Raw genomic sequence first — 20,801 nt, forward strand, 5'->3', positions numbered from 1 at the left:
ACGCGCCCCGGTCTTACGCCAGCATAGCAACGCCCTTACCCCTAAACCAATCTTCTAACGCCGGGCACGGGGGCATCGCCACCCGGAATGGGGTGGCGTGCCGTTTGCGGCGCGCGGCTCATACGCCGCATACGCCGAATGCCCGTCAACAACCTCAGCTTTTCAATCACGGACGTCCGTGCGGGGCGCCCGGCGCCGCGCCATCCGCGACACCGCAACCAGCAGCAAAACTACAGCCAGCATCACCGCGCCGTCGCCGCTCCGGGCGCCGAAAAGCGCCTCAAGCGGAAGGGCGCTCGCGCCGCTCACCGCTTCGCTCTTTCCCGCCGCCGGGCCCATGCGGACCACCGCGCCGTGGCGCACCACGAAGCCCACATAGCGGACACCGTTCAACTCCAGCTCGAGGATACTGTCGTCCACGAGCCAGCCCTTGATATCCGATGCGGCAAGCCAGCCGCTTTCCTCGCCGGCCTTGTCCACGAAGTAGTAGTAGGGCGCGACATCCGAGGCTTCCACGCCGTCTTCCAGCGGTATCCAAACCCGCTGGTGGAGCGGGTAGGCCTCGTCCGGAACGATGGCATAGGTCTCACCCGTGCCGCCGGCCAGCGGTGCGGGCGTCGTCGTCAGCGTGTACACGGACACCTGGTCGTTGCCTTCCAAATTCGTGTTGATCCCGCTGGAATCGAATTCGCCATATCCCGGCTGGTAGATGGCCTCCGCCGAAGCGCCCAGGCGCTCCAGGAAGAACTCCTCCGTCTCGATGGTGAAGCTGTAGCTCAGCGGCCCGATCGATTCGCCGGAAAGCGTCGACGCGCTCACCGTGAAGGTCACCGTGTCACCTTCCACAAACTCGCCCTCGGCGGGAACGTAGATCGCCCAGCCGTCGCGCAGGCCGACGGTATCGATCGCCAGCCACTCAACTTCCGTGCTGCTGCCGCCTTCAAACTCCACCAGACCTTCCACGGTGCTCGGATCGATCGCCGTGTCCCGGCGCAACCGGATCGCCAGCGCAGAATTGGCCCGCGCCGTCAACGTCCGGTTCTCCGTTTCCAGCGTCGGCAGGACGGGCTCGAAAAGCTCACGCGCCGGGGGCTCGCCCGCGCCCGGGAATCCATCGTTGGGCGTGCTGAAGGCGCCCGTGCCGCAGACGCTCGTGGCCCGCACCCAGTACAGATACGTGTCGGTCTGGCTTCCGGAATTGCCGGGCAGGAAGCACCCGCCGCCCGAGGAGCCGGAGGGCAGCGCGCAGCCGCCGGGTTCATCGCCGTCGATGAATTCGGCCGTATTGTCGGTGTACGCCGTTCCCGTCACCGTGGCCAACAGCTCGGCATCTTCGGGATCGGTCGTGCGGCCGCGGAACACCTGATACTGATCCGCACCCGAAACGCGATCCCAGGTTACGCGAACCTGGCCCGGCAGGGTGCCGTTGGTTGCGAGGACATCATCCGCCACGCCGGGCGCCGTACAGGCGTCCTGGGTCAGCGGGATCTCCACCGGACTGCCGGCGGCATTCGGGGCGGTGACGCGGATCGTCGCGCCGCGGCCCGCCGCCCCCAGATTCTCTTCGACGTTCAGGTGGATCGTGCCGGTGTTCACACCCGACCCGCCCGACTCGATGCTCACGAAGTCGCCGCTCACGATCTCCGCCTGCCAATTGAGCGGCGCGAGACCCGAGTTCCGCACGGTCAACCGCAGCTCGCCCGCCTCGCGGCTGGCGGACAGCGTGCCGGGGGTCACCCGAAGGATGGCGGGAGCATCCTGATCGTTCAACGGGTTGGTGCCCAGCGATACTTCCAGGCCGTCGTTCGCGCCGTCGCGATCCGTATCCGAAAGAGACGGATTGGTTCCGGCCGAGAACTCGTCCCGGTTCGCCAGGCCGTCGCCGTCGTTGTCGTCATCCGCACCGCTGTTCAAATTGCCGAAATACTCGCGTTCCCAGGTGTCGGAAAGGCCGTCGGCGTCCGTGTCGTCATTCGTCAGCACCACCGCCTTCTCGAGGCTGGCACCCTGCGCATCCGTGGCGCGAAGCCGCACGCTGAACCGGGCGCTCGCGTCGAAGGTCAGGAGCTGGGTGGTCGCCAGGGAGCTACCCGTCACTTTGAAGAGCGCGTTGTTCGTCGCCCCTTCGCCGTTTACCAGACTGAAGGTGTGCGTGTCGCCCAGATCCTGGTCGATGGCGAACAAACGGGCCACCGTGGTGTCCGCGGGGACATTGTCCAGAATGCCGGTCGGCGTCACCACAAGGTCCGCGGGCGCGTCATTCTCATCCGTCACTTCTACGACGAAGACGGACTCGATGTTCAGACGCTGGCCGTCCGAAACACGGACCCGGATGCTCAACATGCGGCCCTTTTCGAAGTCGAGCGCCGACGCGCTCCGCAGCTCGTCGCCCTCGATCACAAACTGGCTGTTGTCCGTCGAGCCTTCCCCCGCCACGAGCAGGTACACGTGATCATCGTCGAAATCATCGTCCGTCGTTTCAAACGTGCCGACCAGCGTGCCCGCGGGCTGATTTTCAGCGATAACGCCGCCATTGAGATTGAACCCGCTCGGGCTGTCGTTGGTATTCTCCACCACAATCGGGAAGATCGCCTCCACGAAGGCACCCGCCGGATCCGTGCTGCGAACCCGGACGCTATGACCCGTCTGGGCCTCGTAGTCGATGGTTCCGTTTGTCACCAGCGCGTTTTCGCTGATTGCAAAGAGACCGTTGCCCGTGGCGCCGTCGCCCTCCACCAGCGTATAGGCGTGCACGCCCGCGCGATCCTCGTCCGCCGTGCTGAAGGTGCCGACCGTACTGCGCAGCGCCGCATTTTCCACCACCACGTTGTTGGAGAGCGTAATGCTCTGGGGCAGATCGTTCGCGTCAATCACCGTAACGATGAGCGCTCTGGCGAAAACACCGTCCTGTCCGTCTTCCGACTGAACACGAATGCTGTAGGAAGAACGGGATTCGAAGTTCAGCGGTCCGCCGGTGCGCACTTCGTTGCCCGCAATTGTAAACAGGCCGTTGTCCGAATCGCCCTCACCCGCGGCAAGCGTGTAGCTGTGAACATCGCCCACGTCCAGATCGGTCGTGGTCAACACACCCACCGGGGTACCCGCTGGCAGATTTTCGGCCACACTCGACGGCGTCAGCGTGATGTTCGTCGGATTCTGGTTGTCGTCCACCACGGTTATGGTGATTGTCTCGCTGGCGCTCCGGGGCGGCGTGCCGTTGTCCGTGACGACCACCGTCACCTCATAGGTACCCGCCGCCAGGATATTGGGTGTCCAGCGGAACTGTCCCGTTACCGCGTCTATCGCGCTGCCCGCGGGGCCATTCTCCAGACTGAAGGCCAGGGTATCGCCCAGATCCGGATCCGTGGCCGAGACGGTAAAGGCCAGATCTTCGGCCTCCACCACCGTCTGGGCCCCGATGGGAGCCAGCGCCGGGGCGCCGTTGGCATCGGATACCCGCACCTGAAGCGACAACACATCGCTGCGCTGCGGCGCGCCGTCGTCCGTCACCACGATACCGATCGTGTAGTCGCCCGCATCGCTGAATCCCGGAGTCCACGTAAGCGCGCCGGTAACCGGATCGACCTCGGCATCGCCCTGGCTCGCCGCAAGGGAGTAGACGTGGGTATCGCCGGCGTCGTTGTCGGTCAGGGTCGGCGTGAACTGGAAAAGCTCGCCCTCGATCGCGTCCAGCACGCCCGGATCCGCAAGCTCGGGCGCCTGATTGATTTCCGCCACCTCGATCACCACCGTCTCGGCGATGCTCAACGGCGGAGCCACGCCGGACTGGGTCGCGATAAAGGTCACCACATAGGAACCCGAATCCTCGAAACTGGGGGTCCAGGCAAAGGTCGCCGTACCGTCGCCGTTGTCCGTGAACTGGGCGTTGTTGCCCTCGGGCAGGGTCGTCAGGGACGCCGAAAGCACCAGCGGATTCGAACCGGAATCCACCGCCGTCACGTCAATGGTAATGGCCTCGCCTTCGGCGGCTTCCTGGTCGCCGATCGTGCCCAGCACGGGACCGCCGACGCCGCCGTTGAGGGAGTACACCACTTGAAGCACCGGCCGCTCCGAAACCGTGGCGTGATCGTCGCTGTAGAAGGGCTTCACCGTGCCCGGCGTACCCTCGGGTCCCAGCGCGATCCAGCCAAAATTGGTCGCGGGATTGTCCAGCCAGTCCTGGGCGTCCGCCGCAAGGCCGGGCGTGTCCCAGCTATACGAACCAACGCCAGCGACGGGGGCCGTGGCGCTCGCGCCCGCCGCAAAATCACCGCCCGGCGCGGTCCAGAACTCGGTATTGAAATCGGTGTGAAGCCAGGTCACGTCGCCGTCCAGCGCGGCCGCGCCATCCAGCACCGCATCGCCCGCATCGGATTCCCCCTGGTTCCAATCGCTCTCGACGCGGTGGAGGCTCACATCGCGCGGCGTATTGTCGCCCGGCGCGCCCGGATTTGTCAGCACCAGCACCGCATCGGAGATCGTGGAACCGGCGGGGATATTGCCCGCGACGTCAAACTGCATCAAACTACGGCGGACTCCGCCATCGGCCGTGGTGCCCGCGAGAAGCAGTGCGCCCGCGCCGCTGGCCACGTCGCCTTCGCCATCCTCATAGAGGGTGCCACTCCGGCGGGACACGATGTTGGCCGTTATTAGACCGTCACGGCCCGCTTTCACGTCCGTCGCGCTGTTCGGCGTGCCCAGCGGGTTGCCGGCTTCGTCGGTCACGCCACTTGCGGTGATCGTTATATCGCGACCGTTCACCATCTCGCCCGAAGTCCAGGCGAGGCGGTACACGCCCGGCGAAACCTCCGCGACGGTGTCCGGCGTCGCCGCAAGCGTGCCGCGACCGGCGCCGCTCAAGGCATAGTTGGTCGCCACGAGCGCGTCCGCGCCCATGGGCTCGCTGAAGCCAATATTCACCGTGAGCCCGGTGATCACGTCCGCCAACTGAACCGTCGGGGAGACACCGATACCCGCGCCAACATCCGTCGCGCTGTTCGGCGTGGTTACCAAATCGCCGCTGTTGTCTTCCACACCCGTTACGGTGATCGTGAGATCGCCGCCCTGAAGCATTTCACCGCCATTCCAGGTAAGCTGATAGGTGTTCGGCGGAACGACAATCTCCGGCGCTCCGGGTTCCTCCTCGATATCCGTCAGCAGCTCCACACTGGCCGGCTGCGCCGCGAGCGTGCCGCGGCCGGAACCACTCAGCGCATAACTATTGGGCTCCGTGGCGCCGAGCGCGACCGGCTCGCTGAAGCGGACCGTCGCCGAAAGCGCGCCCGTCACCTGGAAATCCGTTACCGTGGGCGCAACGCCCAGGCCCTCGATCTGAATGGTCACGCTGTTGTCCGCGCCGATCAGGTTCGTCACCGCGTCGGTTACGTTCAGCACCGTCACCAGGATCTCTTCGCCATTCACCGCCGCGCCCGTGCTCCAGATAAGGCGGAAGCGGTCGGGCGCCGTGCGCACCACGAGATCGGGATTCGCCGCGAGCGTTCCCTGGCCGGGGCCGGATATCGTGTAGTTCGTGGGCTCCAGCGCCGTGTCGCTCATGGCCTCGTCATACGAAACCACCAGGATACCCTGGTTCGCCACGCCGCCATTCAGCAGCTTCGGAGCCGTGTTGTCCACGTTCACCAGATCGATCGAAATGGCGCTGTCCGCCGGATTGCCCGAGCTGTCCACCGCACTGCCGCCCACAATGGCGACGCCGAGGTAGCCGTCGCCCGTGATGTCCGACACGGTTACCGTGCGCACGGAATTGCCCGTGCCGGAAATGCTGATCGTGCCCTTCGCGGACGCGGTCGAGATCGGGAAGGTCTTGTTCGTGCTGGCGATCGCCTTCGGATCAAGCACCGTCGTCACGTTGGCTTCCAGCATCGCAAAGGTCGACACGTCGCTCAGCAGCAGGCCGACCTTGGCGTCGGGCCCGTAGTGGATATTGAAACTCACGGGACCCGTCTGCGTCGCGGCCACGCTTGGCCCGCCGATTTCCACGGACGGTCCGAGGGTGTCAATCGTCAGCTCGTTCACGGTGGAGTCCGTGCTGGTGACGACACCCAGGGCTTCCGCGGCGACATCGTAGGTACCTTGATCCAGCGGGCTCAATGTATCGTCCGCCAGGGTCCAGGTACCGTCGCCATTGTTCGTGGCGCTATGCGTCTGGCCGCCCACCGAGATCAGGATTCCGACGCCCGGTGCGCTCACCGTGCCGCTCAGGGCCGGTGTGCGATCGCGCGTTGAAAGGCGATCCACCGTAATCAGCGCGGCGGCGAGGTTAATCGTCAATTCGTTTGTGGTGCCGTCCGTGCCCGTATTGCCGAGCAGATCCACGGCCTCCGCCTGGACGTTATAGGTACCCTCGGCCAGGGGCGTCAGCGTGTTGTCCGCCAGGCTCCAGGTACCATCGCCGTTGTTCGTGGCGGGATGAGTCTGCCCATCCACCGTCACGGTTATGTCGGAGGTGGTCTGGTTGATGAGGCCGTTCAACTGCGGCGAAGCATCGCCCGTAACCTGCGGTATGACCGTCACCACCGGCGGCGCCGTAAGGATAAACAGGTCATCCGCCAGGGTCGGGTCCGTGCCCGCGTTGCCCGCGGCGTCTTCCGCTACCGCGGTCACGTTGTAGCTGCCATCGGCAAGCGTCGTCAGCACGTTGTCCGCGATGCTCCAGGTGCCGTCGCCGTTGTTCGTGGCGATCACGCTCTGGCCCGCCACCGTGACCGTCACCGTGGCGGTCGCATCGTCGACCGTACCGCTGAGCGGTGGCGTATTGTCGTTCGTGGCCAGTTCGTCCACCGTCACCACCGGCACGCCCAGATCCACCGTGAGCTCGTCGGTCGTCGCGTCGGTCGCGATATTGCCCGCGGTATCGCGCGCTTCAACCGCCACGTCGTATACGCCGGACGCCAACGGATCCAGCGTGCCCGACACCAGCACCCACGTGCCGTTGCCGATGTTCGTCGCCGGGCGGGTCTGGCCGCCCACCGTCACCGTAACCGTCGCAAAGATATCGTCGATGGTGCCGCTCAGGTCCGGCGACGCCAGGGCCGTGAGGCTGGTCGCCACGGTCACCACCGGAACGGTCAGATCCACCGTCAGCTCGTCGCTTGTCGTGTCGGATCCCGCGTTTCCAAGCCCGTCGGAGGCCACCGCCGCCACGTCATAGGTGCCCGCGGCCAGGGCCGGCGCAACCGTATTGTCCGCCAGGGTCCACGTGCCGTCGCCATTGTTCACGGCGGGGTAGGTATTGCCCTCGACCGTGACATTGACCACAATGCCCGCTTCGTCCACGGTACCGGTAATTCGGGGCGTGGGATCATTCGTCACCAACCGGTCAATCGTGACCACGGGGCCGCTCGTGTCGATCCGCAACTCGTTCGCCGTCGACTCGGCGCCCACATTGCCCAGGCTGTCCGTCGCCGTCGCCGTCACGTCATAGACGCCGTCCACCAGGGCCTCCAGCGTATTGTCCGCCAGGGTCCACGTGCCGTTGCCGTTGTTCGTCGCATTTTCCGACTGGCCCGCGACCGTCACCAGAATGACGGCGGTCGTATCGTCCACCGTACCCGTGAGCGCGGGTGTCGTGTCGGTGGTCACCAGCGTGTTCACGGTGATCACGGGCGCGGTAACGTCCACCAGCAGCCCGTTGGGAAGGTTCGCGGTTCCCGCGTTGCCCGCCGAATCCGTCGCGGATGCGTCAATGTCGTAGGTGCCCGACGTCAGCGGTGTGAGCACATCGCCCGGCAGGGTCCAGGTCCCGTTGCTGTTGTTCGTCGCGTCTACCGTCTGGCCGTTTACCGTTACCCGGATCGCCGCGCTGTTGTCGTTCGTCGTACCGGTTATGGACGGCGAGGCCTCCTTGGTCGAGACCGCATTAATGCCCACGGTGGGCGCGGTCGTGTCCACGCGCAACTCGTTCGTTGTCGTGTCCGCACCCGCGTTGCCCAGTGTATCCGTCGCCGTCACGGTAACGTCGTAGCCCACGGCGTTGTCGGGCAGGGCGCCGGCGATCGTATTGTCCGGAAGCGTCCACGTCCCGTTGCCATTGTTCACCGCGACAAGATTCGTCTCGCCATTCACCGCCACGCGGATCGTGGCGCCGGCGTCGTCCACCGCGCCCGAGAGCGCGGGACGGTTGTCGTTCGTCAGCAGCGCGGCCACGGTTACCACCGGGGCCGTGGCGTCGATTTGCAGTTCGTCCGTGGTGGTGTCGGTGGCGCTGTTACCCTGAAGGTCGACCGCCGTCACGATTACGTTGTAGGTGCCGTCCGAAAGAGCGGTCAGCGTGTTGTCCGCCAGGGTCCAGGTTCCCGCACCGCCGTTGGTCGCGGGCAGGCCCGACTGGCTGCCCACGGTAACGGTAATCGTCGCGGAGGGATCGTCCACCGTGCCCGAAAGCGCCGGGGTGCGATCATTCGTGGCCAGACTGGTCACGGTTACCGTCGGGGCCTGGCTGTTTATGGTCAACTCATTCGCGGTGCCGTCCACGGCCGAGTTTCCGGCCGCGTCCGTCGCCCGCGCAACAACGCCGTAAACGCCATCCACCAGCGGGCTCAGCGCGCCGTCGGGAAGGATCCACGTGCCGTCGCCGTTGTTGGTCGCGGGGACATCGGTCTGGCCGCCGATAGTCACGGTAATCGTCGCCGCCGGGTCGTCCACCGTGCCCGTCACGGGCGGATCGGGATCGTTCGTCTGAAGTGGCGTCACCGTTATCACCGGCGCCGTAAGGTCCACCACCAGTTCGCCCGTCGTCGCGTCCGTACCGGCATTTCCGAAACTATCCGTCGCCGTCGCGGCCACGTTATACGTGTTTGAGGCCAGCGCGGGCGCGATGGTTCCATCCGCGAGACTCCACGTGCCGTTGCCATTGTTTGTCGCGGGATAGGTGTTCCCATTCACCACGATGCTGATGGTCGCGGTGCTGTCGTTCACCGTACCCGAGAGCGCGGGGGTGCTGTCGTTCGTCAGGCGGCTGTTCACCGTAATTGTCGGGGCCGTCCCGTCGATCCGGAGCTCGTCCGCCGTCGCATCGCTCGCACTGTTACCCACCGTGTCCGTCGCCGTCACCGAAACGTTGTAGACGCCGTCCGAAAGGCTCGAAAGCGTATTGTTCGGCAGGGTCCACGTGCCGTTGGCGTTGTTCACCGCCACCACGTTCGTCTGGCCGCCCACAGAGACGCGGATCGCCGCCGTGTTGTCGTTCACCGTACCCGAAAGGGGCGGCGTGCGGTCATTGGTATTGAGCGAAGCCACCGTCACCGACGGCGCGGCGGTGTCGACGCTGAGCTCGTTGTTCGTCGCGTCGTTGCCGACGTTGCCCGCCTGATCCGTCGCCGTCACCGAAACGTTGTAGGTACCGTCGGGAAGGGTGGTCAGGGCGCCGTTCGCCACGATCCAGGCGCCGCCCGCCACCGACGCCGCGCGCGTCTGGCCGTTCACCGTTACGGACACCGCAATCGTGCCCGCGGCGATGTTGTCGCTCACCGTGCCCGAGAGGCCGGGCGTGTTGTCGTTTGTGCTGAGCGACGCAACCGTGACCACCGGCGCCGTGTTGTCCACGTGCAGCTCGTTGGTCGTGCTGTCGGTACCCACGTTGCCCGCCGTGTCCGTAGCGCGGACCACGACATTGTACGACCCCTGCGCCAGCGCCGGGTTGATCGTGTCATCGGGCAGGGTCCAAGTGCCGTCGCCATTATTCACCGCGACGCGGTTCGTCTGGCCGCCGACGTCCACACGGATCGTCGCATTCGCCGTGTTCACCGTGCCGCTCATCGCCGGCCGCGTATCCTGCGTGAAGCGCGTCGTAATCGCCACGATCGGCGCGGTCACGTCGATGGTCAATTCGTTGTTCGTCCCGTCCTGGCCGGTGACCGCCGCGGCGTTGGTCGCCCGCGCGATCACGCTGTAGACGCCCTCGGCCAGCGCCGGCGTGATGGTGTTGTTGGCCAGCGACCAGGTGCCGTTGCCGTTGTTCGTCGCCGGGAACGTGATGCCGTTCACCTGAACGGTGATCGTCGCCGTCGTGTCGTTCACCGTGCCCGACATCGCCGGGGTCGTATCGTTCGTCGTCAGCGCGTTCACCGCGATGACGGGCGCCGCCGTGAGGATCCGCAGTTCGTTGGTCGTCGCGTCCGAAGCCGCGTTGCCCAGCGTGTCCGTCGCCGTAGCCGTCACGTTGTAGGTGCCGTCGGCCAGCGCGGGCGTGATCGTGTTGTCCGCAAGCGTCCAGGTCCCGTTGCCGTTGTTCGTCGCCGGGAAGGTAAGGGCGTTCACGGTAATCGACACGGTCGCCGTGATGTCGTTCACCGTGCCGGTCAATTGGGGACGGTTGTCCGCCGTCGTCAGCGTGTTCACCGTCACCGACGGCGCCGTCGTGTCGATCCGAAGTTCCGCCGTCGTGCTGTCCGTACCCGCATTGCCCTGATCGTCGGTCGCCGTCGCGCGCACGTCATAGGTGCCGTCCGCCAGGACCGCCAGCGCATCGTTCGCCAGCGTCCAGGTCCCGTCGCCGTTGTTCGTTGCCGCGCGCGTCTGGCCCCCCACCAGGATGCTGATCGTCGCCGTGTTGTCGTTGACCGTGCCGGTCAATGGGGGCCGGTTGTCCGCCGTGGCGAGGGTATTCACCGTGACCGTCGGGGCGTTGGTGTCAATCGTCAGCTCGTTCACCGTGGCTTCCGTGCCCACGTTGCCCGCGGCGTCGGTCGCCGTCGCCGCAACGCTGTATACGCCGCCCGCCAGCGGAGTGAGCGTATTGTCCGGCAGGGTCCAGGTGCCGTTCCCATTGTTCACGGCCGACAGGTTGTTCTGGCCGCCCACGCTGATACGCACCGTCGCGCCGGGGTCGTTCACCGTGCCGCTCAGCGCCGGGGTCGTGTCGCTTGTGGTCAGCACCGTCACACTGACCGTCGGGGCGACCGTATCCACCACCAGTTCGGCCGTCGTACCGTCCGTGCCCGCGTTGCCCGCCGCGTCCGTCGCCGTAACGGCCACATCATACGTATTCGAGGCAAGCGCGGGGTTGATCGTGTCGTTCGCCAGCGTCCAGGTCCCGTCGCCGTTGTTCGTCGCCGCAAGGTTCGTCTGGCCACCCACGTTCACGCGCACGGTAGCCGTACTGTCGTTCACCGTGCCCGTCAGCGGCGGACGGCTGTCGTTCGTCGTAAGCGTGTTAACCCCAACGACGGGCACCGCGGTATCGATCCGCAACTCGTTCGCCGAACTGTCGTTCCGGCTGTTGTTGAACGTATCCGTCGCCCGCGCCACCACCTCGTAGGTGCCGTCCGTCAGGGCCGGGCTGATAAGATTGTCCGCCAGAGTCCAGGTGCCGTCGCCGTTGTTCGTCGCCGTGCGCGTCTGGCCGCCCACCGTCACGCTTATCGTCGCCGTGTTGTCGTTCGTCGCACCCGTCAGCGAGGGTCGGTTGTCGTTGGTCGTCAGCGCGTTGACCGTGATCGTCGGCGCGGTTGCATCGATGACCAACTCGTTCGTCGTAGCGTCGGTGCCCGCATTGCCGAGGGTGTCCGTCGCCGTCGCCGCCACGTTGTACGTGTTATCCGCGAGATTCGGGTTGATCAGGTTGTCCGCCAGGGTCCACGTGCCGTTGCCGTTGTTCGTCGCGGCGCGCGTCTGGCCGCCCACCGTGATGCTGATCGTCGCCGTGTTGTCATTCACCGTCCCGGTAAGAGGCGGGCGACGGTCATTCGTCGAAAGGGTGTTCACCGTGATCGTCGGCGCCGTCGTGTCGATGCGCAGTTCGTTGGACGTCGCGTCGCCGCCCGCGTTGGTCGCGGCGTCGGTCGCGGTAACCGCCACGTCGTAAGTTCCATCCGCCAGAGCCGGGTTAATCGTGTTGTCCGCCAGGGTCCACGTGCCGTTGCCGTTGTTCGTCGCAGCGCGCGTCTGGCCGCCCACGACCACGCTGATCGTCGCCGCGTTGTCGTTCACGGTGCCCGAGAGGGCCGGCGTGGAATCAACCGTGCTCAGGCTGGTCACGGTGACCGTCGGCGCCGTCGTGTCCACCGTGAGTTCGTTCGTGGTGGCGTCGCTCGCCGAATTCCCCGCCGTGTCGGTGGCCGTCGCCACCACGGGGTATACGCCGTCCGCCAGCGGGGTCAGGCTGTTGTCCGCAAGGGTCCACGTGCCGGCGCCGCCGTTGACCGCCGCGCGCGTCTGGCCGTTCACCGTCACCGACACCGCCGCCGTATTGTCGTTGATCGTGCCGCTAAGCGCCGGTGTGTTGTCTTTCGTCAACAACGTGTTCACCGTGATCGTCGGCGCGGTGAGGTCGATGACCAGCTCGTTGGCCGACCCGTCCGTCCCGGCGTTGCCCGCCGCGTCGGTCGCCGTCACGGCAACGCTGTAGGTGCCCGCCGCAAGGTTCGCGGGAATGACATTGTCGGCCAGGGTCCATGTCCCGTCGCCGTTGTTGGTAACCACCAGGTTGCTGTGCACCGACACCGTCAGGCGGATCACCGCCGCGGGATCGTTCACGGTGCCGCTCATCGCGGGCCGCTGATCGTTGGTCCGGCGGGCGTCCACCGTAACCACCGGGGCCGCCGTATCAATCACCAGCTCATTCGATGTGCTGTCCGTGCCGGTGCCGCTCGTGGTGGCCCGTACCTGAACGTCGTAGGTTCCGTCCGCGAGACCCGGATTGATCGTGTTGACCGGCAGGGTCCAAGTCCCGTTGCCATTGTTTGTCGCCACCAGATTGGTCTGACCGCCCACGTCGACCTGGATGGAGGCGGCGGGCGTGCTTACCGTGCCGCTCAGCGCCGGGCGGTTGTTCGACGTGGCAAGGGCATTCACCGTAACCGTCGGCACGGATCCGTTGATCACCAGCTCGCTGGTGGTGCCGTCCGTCGCCACGTTGCCCAGACTGTCCGTCGCCGTCACCGCCACGTTGTAGGTGGCGTCGGGCAATGCCGGGGTGATGGCGTTGTCCGCCAGGGTCCACGTGCCGTTGCCGTTGTTCGTCGCGGGATAGGTGCTGCCGTTCACCACCACGGAAATCGTGGCCGTTGTGTCGTCCACCGTCCCGCTCAGCGCCGGGCGGTTATCGCTCGTGGTCAGCGTGGTCACGGTCACGTTCAGCGTCGTATCGATGCGCAGCTCGCCCGTGGTCGCGTCCGTACCCGTATTGCCCACGCTGTCCGTCGCCGTCACCGCCACATCGTAGGTATTGTCCGCAAGGGCCGGGTTGATCAGATCGTTCGCCAGGGTCCAGGTGCCGTTCCCGTTATTCGTCGCGGCGCGCGTCTGGCCGCCCACGGTCACCGAAATCGTCGCCGTCGTGTCGTCTATCGTGCCGGAAAGGGGCGGGCGATTGTCCCGCGTTGCCAGGGTGTTCACCGTCACGGCCGGGCCCGTGGTATCGATGCGCAATTCGTTGCTCGTGGAATCCGTACGGCTGTTGTTCGCCGTGTCCCGGGCCGTAGCGGCAACGGAATAGGTGCCGTCGGGAAGGGCCGTCAGCGCATTGTCCGCCAGCGTCCAGGTGCCGTTGCCGTTGTTCGTCGCGGTCAGCGTCTGGCCGCTCACGACCACCGTAATCACCGCGGCGTTGTCGTTCACCGTACCGGTCAGGGGCGGCGTGCTGTCCGCCGTCACCAACGTGTTCACGGTGATGGTCGGCGCCACCGTGTCCACGCGCAGCTCGTTCGTCGTTCCGTCCACCCCGGCGTTGCCGGCGCCGTCCGTGGCGGTCACGGTCACGGGGTAGGTGCCGTCCGCAAGCGCCGGATTGATCGCGTCGTTCGTCAGGGTCCACGTTCCGTCGCCGTTGTTCGTCGCCGCGCGGGTCTGGCCGCTCACCAGCACGCTGATCGTTGCCGTGGTGTCGTTCACCGTACCACTCAGCGGTGGACGGTTGTCGTTCGTCAACAGTGTCGCCACCGTCACCGTCGGCGCGGTCGTATCAAGGATCAACTCGCCCGAGGTCCCATCGGTCCCCGCGTTCCCCGCGGTGTCCGTGGCTGTCGCCAGCACATCGTAGGTGCCCGCGGCCAGCGCCGGGTTGATTGCGTCGTTCGCGAGCGTCCAGGTGCCGTTGCCATTGTTCGTCGCCGTGCGTGTCTGGCCGCCCACCACAATCGATATGGTCGCGGTGGTGTCGTTCACCGTGCCGCTCAGCGGCGGGCGCGTGTCGTTGGTCGTCAGCGCGTTCACCGCGATTGTGGGCGCGGCAAGATCGATCACCAGCTCATTCGCCGTGCCGTCCGTGCCCGTGTTCCCCGCCGTATCCGTCGCCGTCGCGGTGACGCTGAAGGTTCCCGCCGCGAGCGCCGGCGTGATCACATCGTTGTTCAGCGTCCAGGTCGTTCCGTTGTTCGTCGCCGGATAGGTGGATCCGTTCACCGTAACGCTGATCGTCGCGGCGGCGTCGTTCACCGTGCCGTTCAACGCCGGGGTCGTATCGTTTGTGGTCCGCGCCGTCACCGTAATCGTCGGCGCCGTCGTGTCCACCACCAGCTCGCCCGCCGTGGCGTCGGTGCCGGCATTGCCCACCGTATCCGTCGCCGTCACCGCGACGTCATAGGTGCCCGCGGCGAGCGCCGGGGATATGGTGTTGTTCGCCAGGGTCCACGTCGCGCCATTGTTCGTCGCCGTGCGCGTCTGACCGCCCACCGTCACCGAGATCGTCGCCGTCGCATCGTTCACCGTGCCGCTCAGGGGCGGCGTCGTGTCGTTTGTCGTGAGCGTGTTTACCGTCACCGTCGGCGCCGTCGTGTCCACGCGCAACTCGTTCGTCGTGGCGTCGCTGCCCGCGTTCCCCGCGGCGTCCGTCGCCGTCGCCGATACGTTGTAGGTGCCGTCGGGCAGGGCCGCGAGCGTGTTGTTCGCCAGGGTCCACGTGCCGTTGCCGTTGTTCGTCGCCGGATTCGTCTGGCCGCTCACCGTCACCGAAATCGTGGCGCCCGGCTCGCTCACCGTACCGGTCAGCGCGGGCGTGTTGTCCGCCGTGCTCAGCGTGTTCACCGTCACCGTTGGCGCGGTCGTATCGATGGTCAACTCGTTCGTCGTCGCGTCCGTGCCCACGTTCGAAGCCGCGTCCGTCGCCCGGACCACCACGTTGTAGGTCCCGCTCGCCAGGGCCGGGCTGATCGTGTTGTCCGCCAGGGTCCACGTGCCGTTGCCGTTGTTCGTCGCCACAAGATTCGTCTGGCCGCCCACATCCACGCGGATCGTCGCCGTCGTGTCGTTCACCGTGCCGCCGAGGGCCGGGCGGTTGTCGTTCGTCACCAGCGCGCTCACCGTTACCGTCGGCGCGGCCGTGTCGATGCGCAGCTCGTTGTTGGTCCCGTCCGCGCCGGCGTTGCCCGCCAGGTCCGTCGCCGTCACCGACACGTTGTAGGTGCCCTGCGCCAGCGCCGGGTTGATCGTGTCATCCGCGAGGGTCCACGTGCCGTTCGCGTTGTTGGTCGCCGTGTGCGTCTGGCCGCCCACCGTCACCGAGATCGCCGCGCTGTTGTCGTTCACCGTGCCCGTGAGCGCCGGGCGGTTGTCGTTGGTCGTAAGTGTGTTCACACCCACCACCGGCGCGGTCAGATCGATCACCAGTTCGTTCGTCGTGGCGTCGCTGCCCGCGTTGCCCAGGGTATCCGTCGCCGTCACCGACACGTTGTACGTGCCCGCCGCCAGCGCCGGATTAATCGTATTGTCCGGGAGCGTCCAGGTGCCATTTGCGTTGTTGACCGCCACCAGGTTGACCTGGCCGCCCACGCTCACCCGAATCGTCGCCGAATTTTCGTTCACCGTACCCGTCAACTGGGGTTGCGCATCGTTTGTATTCAGCGCGTTGACCGTAACCACCGGCGCCGTATTGTCCACGGTAAGCTCGTTGGTCGTGCCGTCCACGCCGGCGTTGCCCGCCGCGTCCGTCGCCGTCGCCGCCACGTTGAACACCCCGTTGGCGAGCGCCGTCAGGCTGTTGTCCGCCAGGGTCCACGTGCCGTTGCCGTTGTTCGTCGCCGCGCGCGTCTGACCGCTCACCGTAATGGATATGGCCGCGCCGGTCTCGCTCACCGTGCCGCTCAGCGCCGGCGTCGTATCCGTCGTCGCCAGCGTGTTCACCGTGATTGTGGGCACAATGGTATCCACGGTCAACTCGTTGTTCGTGCCGTCCGCGCCCGTATTGCCCGCCGCGTCCGTCGCCGTCGCCGCCACGTTAAACACGCCGTTGCCCAGCGCCGAGAGCGACCCATTCGCAAGGGTCCACGTGCCGTTGCCGTTGTTCGTCGCCGATCGCGTCTGACCGCTCACCGTGATCGAAATGGTCGCGGTCGTATCGTTCACCGTGCCGCTCAGCGGCGGGGTATTGTCGTTGGTCGTCAGGCTGGTCACCGTGATGACCGGCGCGGTCGTATCGATTACCAGCTCATTCGTCGTACCGTCCGTACCCGCGTTGCCCGCCGCGTCCGTCGCCGTCGCCGCCACGTTGTACGTGCCCGCCGCCAACGCCGTAAGCGACCCGTCCGCCAGGGTCCAGGTGCCGTTCCCGTTATTCGTCGCCGCGCGCGTCTGACCGCTCACCACCACCGAAACCGTGGCCGTCGTATCGTTGATCGTGCCCGAAAGGGACGGGGTCGTGTCGTTCGTCGTGCGCGCCGTCACGGTGATCGTCGGCGCCGTGGTATCGACCGTAAGCTCGCTGGCCGTGCTGTCGGTACCCGCGTTGCCCGCCGTATCCGTCGCCGTCACGGCAACATTGTAGGTGCCCTGCGGAAGCGCCGGATTGATCAGGTCGTTCGCCAGAGTCCAGGTGCCGTTGCCATTGTTCGTCGCCGCGCGCGTCTGCCCGCCCACCACCACACTGATCGTCGCGGTCGTGTCGTTCACCGTACCGCTAAGCGGCGGGCGCGCGTCGTTCGTCACCAGGGTGTTCACCGTAACCACCGGCGCCGTACCGTCCACCACCAGCTCGTTGCTCGTGCCGTCCGTGCCCGCGTTGCCCGCCGTGTCCGTCGCCGTCGCCGCCACATCGTAAGTGCCGTCCGCCAGGGTCGTCAGCGCATTGTCCGCCAGGGTCCAGGTACCGTTGCCGTTATTCGTCGCCGCCACGTTCGACTGGCCGCCCACCGCGATCCGGATGGCCGCGCTGGTGTCGTTCACCGTACCCGTAAGCGACGGCGTCGCGTCGGTCGTGTTCAGCGGATTGACCGTGATCGTCGGCGCGGTCGTGTCGATCGTCAGTTCGCCCGTGGTGCTCTCCGTGCCCACGTTGCCCGCCGCGTCCGTCGCCGTCGCCACCACGTTGTACGTGCCCGCGGGAATCGCCGTCAGACTGCCGTCCGCAAGTGTCCACGTCGCGCCGTTGTTCGTCGCGGTGCGGGTCTGGCCGTTCACCGTCACCGAAATCGTGGCCGTCGCGTCGTTCACCGTGCCGTTCAGCGGCGGCGTCGTGTCGTTGGTCACCCGCGTCGCCACCGTTATCGTCGGCGCAACGGTATCGATCACCAGTTCGTTCGTGGTGCCGTCGCTCGCCGCGTTGCCCGCCTGATCCGTCGCCGTCACGGCCACGTTAAACGTGCCCTGCGCCAGCGCCGTAAGGCTGCCATTCGCCAGCGTCCAGGTGCCGTCGCCATTGTTCGTCGCCGCGCGCGTCTGACCGCTCACCGTCACCGAAATCGTCGCGCTCTGGTCGTTCACCGTACCCGTGAGCGGCGGGGTCGTATCGTTCGTCGAAAGGGTGTTGACCGTCACCGTCGGCGCGGTCAGATCAATCGTAAGTTCGTTGCTGGATCCGTCGTTGCCCGTGTTGCCAGCCGCGTCCGTCGAAGTGACCGCCACGTTGTAGACACCCGCCGCAAGCGCCGTCAGGCTGTTGTCCGCCAGCGTCCAGGTACCGTTGCCGTTGTTCGTCGCCGCGCGCGTCTGACCGCTTACCGTCAGACTCACCGCCGCCGCAAGATCGCTCGTCGTACCCGAGAGGGACGGCGTCGTATCGTTCGTGATCCGCGTGTTTACCGTCAGCACCGGCGCCGTGGCGTCCACGGTCAATTCGTTCGTCGTGCCGTCCGTGCCCATATTGCCCACGCTGTCCGTCGCCGTCGCCGCCACGTTGTAAACCCCGTCCGCAAGCGCCGTCAGGCTGCCGTCGGGCAGGGTCCACGTGCCGTTGCCGTTGTTCGTCGCCGTACGCGTCTGGCCGCCCACCACCACCGTCACCGTCGCACCCGCCTCGTTCACCGTACCCGTAAGCTGCGGGGTATTGTCGTTCGTGAGCCGGCTGTTTACCGTTACCGTCGGCGCCGTACCGTCCACGACCAGTTCATTGGTCGTGGCATCCGTACCCACATTGCCCGCCGGGTCCGTCGCCGTCGCCGCCACGTTATACGTGCCGTCCGCAATCGAGGTCAGACTGTTGTCCGCCAGGGTCCACGTGCCGTTGCCGTTGTTCGTCGCCGTGCGCGTCTGACCCGCCACCGTCAGGGAAATCACCGCCGAATTGTCGCTGACCGTGCCCGCCAGGGAAGGCGTACGATCCGTCGTCGTCTTCGCGGTCACCCCGATCGCCGGCGCCGTGTTGTCCAGGGTATAAGCCTGGGGCGATGACCCGCCGCCGAAGCTGTTGCCCACCAGATCCGTAATCCCCGTGCCCACCGAAAGGCCGATGGTGCCTTCCGCGTTCGGGTTCGATGGCGTTACAGCCACCGTAAACTGGATCGGCCCGCCACTCACCGCCGCCGATGAACTCGCGGCGAGGGATCCCGTCACGGTGACATCCGCCGCCGTGAAGGAAGTGCCTACGCTCTCGCTGAAGTCCACACTGAAATTGACGGTGTTCAAATTCGTCGGAGTCGGGTTGTCCAGGCTGATCACCGCCGTAGGCGCGCCGCCCAGCCCCGTGAACGTCGCCGTGTTGGCGCCGCTGTTCACCTTGTTGCCCGCCAGATCGCTCGGGCCACTCGCGCTCACCGTCGCCGTGTAGCTCGTGCCGCTGATCATCTCATTCACCGTCACCGACACCTGCGTGGCGTTCAGGCGCGTCACGCCGCTCGCCGTAAGACCGCCCGTAAACGTATAGTTCGACGCCGTCGTCAGCGCCGCATTGTCCAGCATCGCCTCGTCGAAGGAAATCCGGACCGTCGTGCTCGTAAGCGCCGTCGCGCCCGTCACCCGGGGCGCCGTGGTGTCCGTGGACGACGCCTCGCCCACCTGCGCCCAGTAGTTCGCCCCCTTGTTTCCGCCCGCGGCAAACTCCTGCACCGTCCAGAAGGTTGTGTCGTCGCTCGGATCCACCACCGTGGCGCTGTAGTCGCCCCAGCGCGGCCCGGAGTAAATGCCCAGGCCCGCCTTGTACTTGAAGGGAATATCCGTCAACCCCGCCGCATAGGTCGGCGCCCGATACGCGTAGTACGACGACGCGTACTCCAGCGCGCCGGATCCGCTGAATCCCACCAGAACTTCGTTGTTCTTGTTCACCGCAATGGAGGGGTAGTAGTAATAGCGGCCCGTCGTGTTGTCGAAGGTGCCGGTCGGGCCCACATCTTCGATCAGACCCGACTGTATCACCGTACCGTCGGCCGGGGTCAGTTCCCACCATTTGATGGCCGAGTGATCCCGCGTCGTCGTGTCGAAGGCCACGTTGTGAACCGTCCAGAGGCGACCGTTTCGGATGACCGCATTCATCAGGCGATCATCGTTCGTTTCGATCGTCGCCGTGGAGCCGAGCTGTTTCGCGTTCGGTAGCGAGATACTCCACGCCGGCCCGATCGAGGCAAAGGGAATGGTGTTGAACGAGATCGATCCGATTGTTCCCGTAAGGCTGTAGACCTGAAGGCGGCCCGATCCGAAAAGATTCGACGCGCCAACACGTACCAGATACTGGGTCGTCTCGCCCGCGTCGTAGGTCAGCGCGGGAACCAGCGTGCCGCCCGCGTTGGTCACCTTCAACAACTGCTGCGTAAACCCGCCCCCGTCCAGCACCGTGGACTTGCTCAATACCCAGATGTTCACACCGCCAAACGCATCGGCCGAGTTGCTGAAAAGGTTGCCCGTAAGGGTGATCCAGTTGGCGGTCACCCCGATATTCGGAAAGTCCACCCAGTTCACATTCGCCGCGTCGCCGTCCAGCAGCCACAGGTGCCATGTGCCCGTCGGGTCGCTCGTCGCCGTGACGCCAAAAAGCATGCCCGAGGTCGAGGAACGGCGCTGGGCGCAGGCCATCGCCATGAAACGATCACTGTGGGGATCGTAAATCACCTTCGGATCGAACACGTCGGTAACGCCCAGGCTGCCCCAGAACGTCGTCAGGCCCACATTCGCCAGTACGGTGCCCGTGCGATCCTGCACGATCGCCTGGCCGTTGATATGCGTCACCACATGGGTTGCGCTCACCGCGCCATGGCTGTCCGGGGGCGTCGAATTCGCCGGATTGATGCCCGTGAAGCTGGACACGGGCGCGGGCGAGGGATTGCCCGTATCGCCGAGTACCAGAGAAGGAATCAGTGAAAGCGCGCGCGTCGGCAGGGCATCGGCGTTGAGAGAAAAGAGGCTGCAAGCACCCAGTAGGCCCACGATGGCGACGAAGCTACACGCGCAGCGACGAAGCCCGCAGGCAGAGGGGTGACGTTGGTCAACGTTCATCAAGATGTCCTTGTTGAATACGCGCACACGCAAACAGATCGCCCCTGAAACAGACGCGAACCGCTTCCCGGGATCTGCCACCACGACGAGCCGATGTTGCTTGAACAATCATACCACATCTGCGGCTATGTCCAGGAAAATCTGTTGTCAATGGACCGGTGCCTTTTTAGTTTTGAGTACCAGATTTCTTACATGCTTCTCCATTGTAC

At 65.8% G+C, this 20,801-nt stretch carries 1 protein-coding gene; it reads right to left on the bottom strand.

The genetic code is table 11. The features are described 5' to 3' along the window. Positions 1 to 162 precede the first annotated feature (162 nt). A complete protein-coding gene (locus tag JNK74_08190) occupies positions 163 to 20,592 on the bottom strand; it encodes a hypothetical protein (GenBank protein ID MBL7646152.1) in 20,430 nt (6,809 codons plus the stop codon). Between the last annotated feature and the right edge of the window lie 209 nt (positions 20,593 to 20,801).

Source organism: Candidatus Hydrogenedentota bacterium (assembly GCA_016791475.1).
Taxonomy (GTDB): Bacteria; Hydrogenedentota; Hydrogenedentia; order Hydrogenedentales; family JAEUWI01; genus JAEUWI01.

Bases quoted from the DNA above. Each gene is read 5' to 3' on its own strand.
- JNK74_08190 (MBL7646152.1), bottom strand. From the start codon at position 20,592: ATGAACGTTGACCAACGTCACCCCTCTGCCTGCGGGCTTCGTCGCTGC.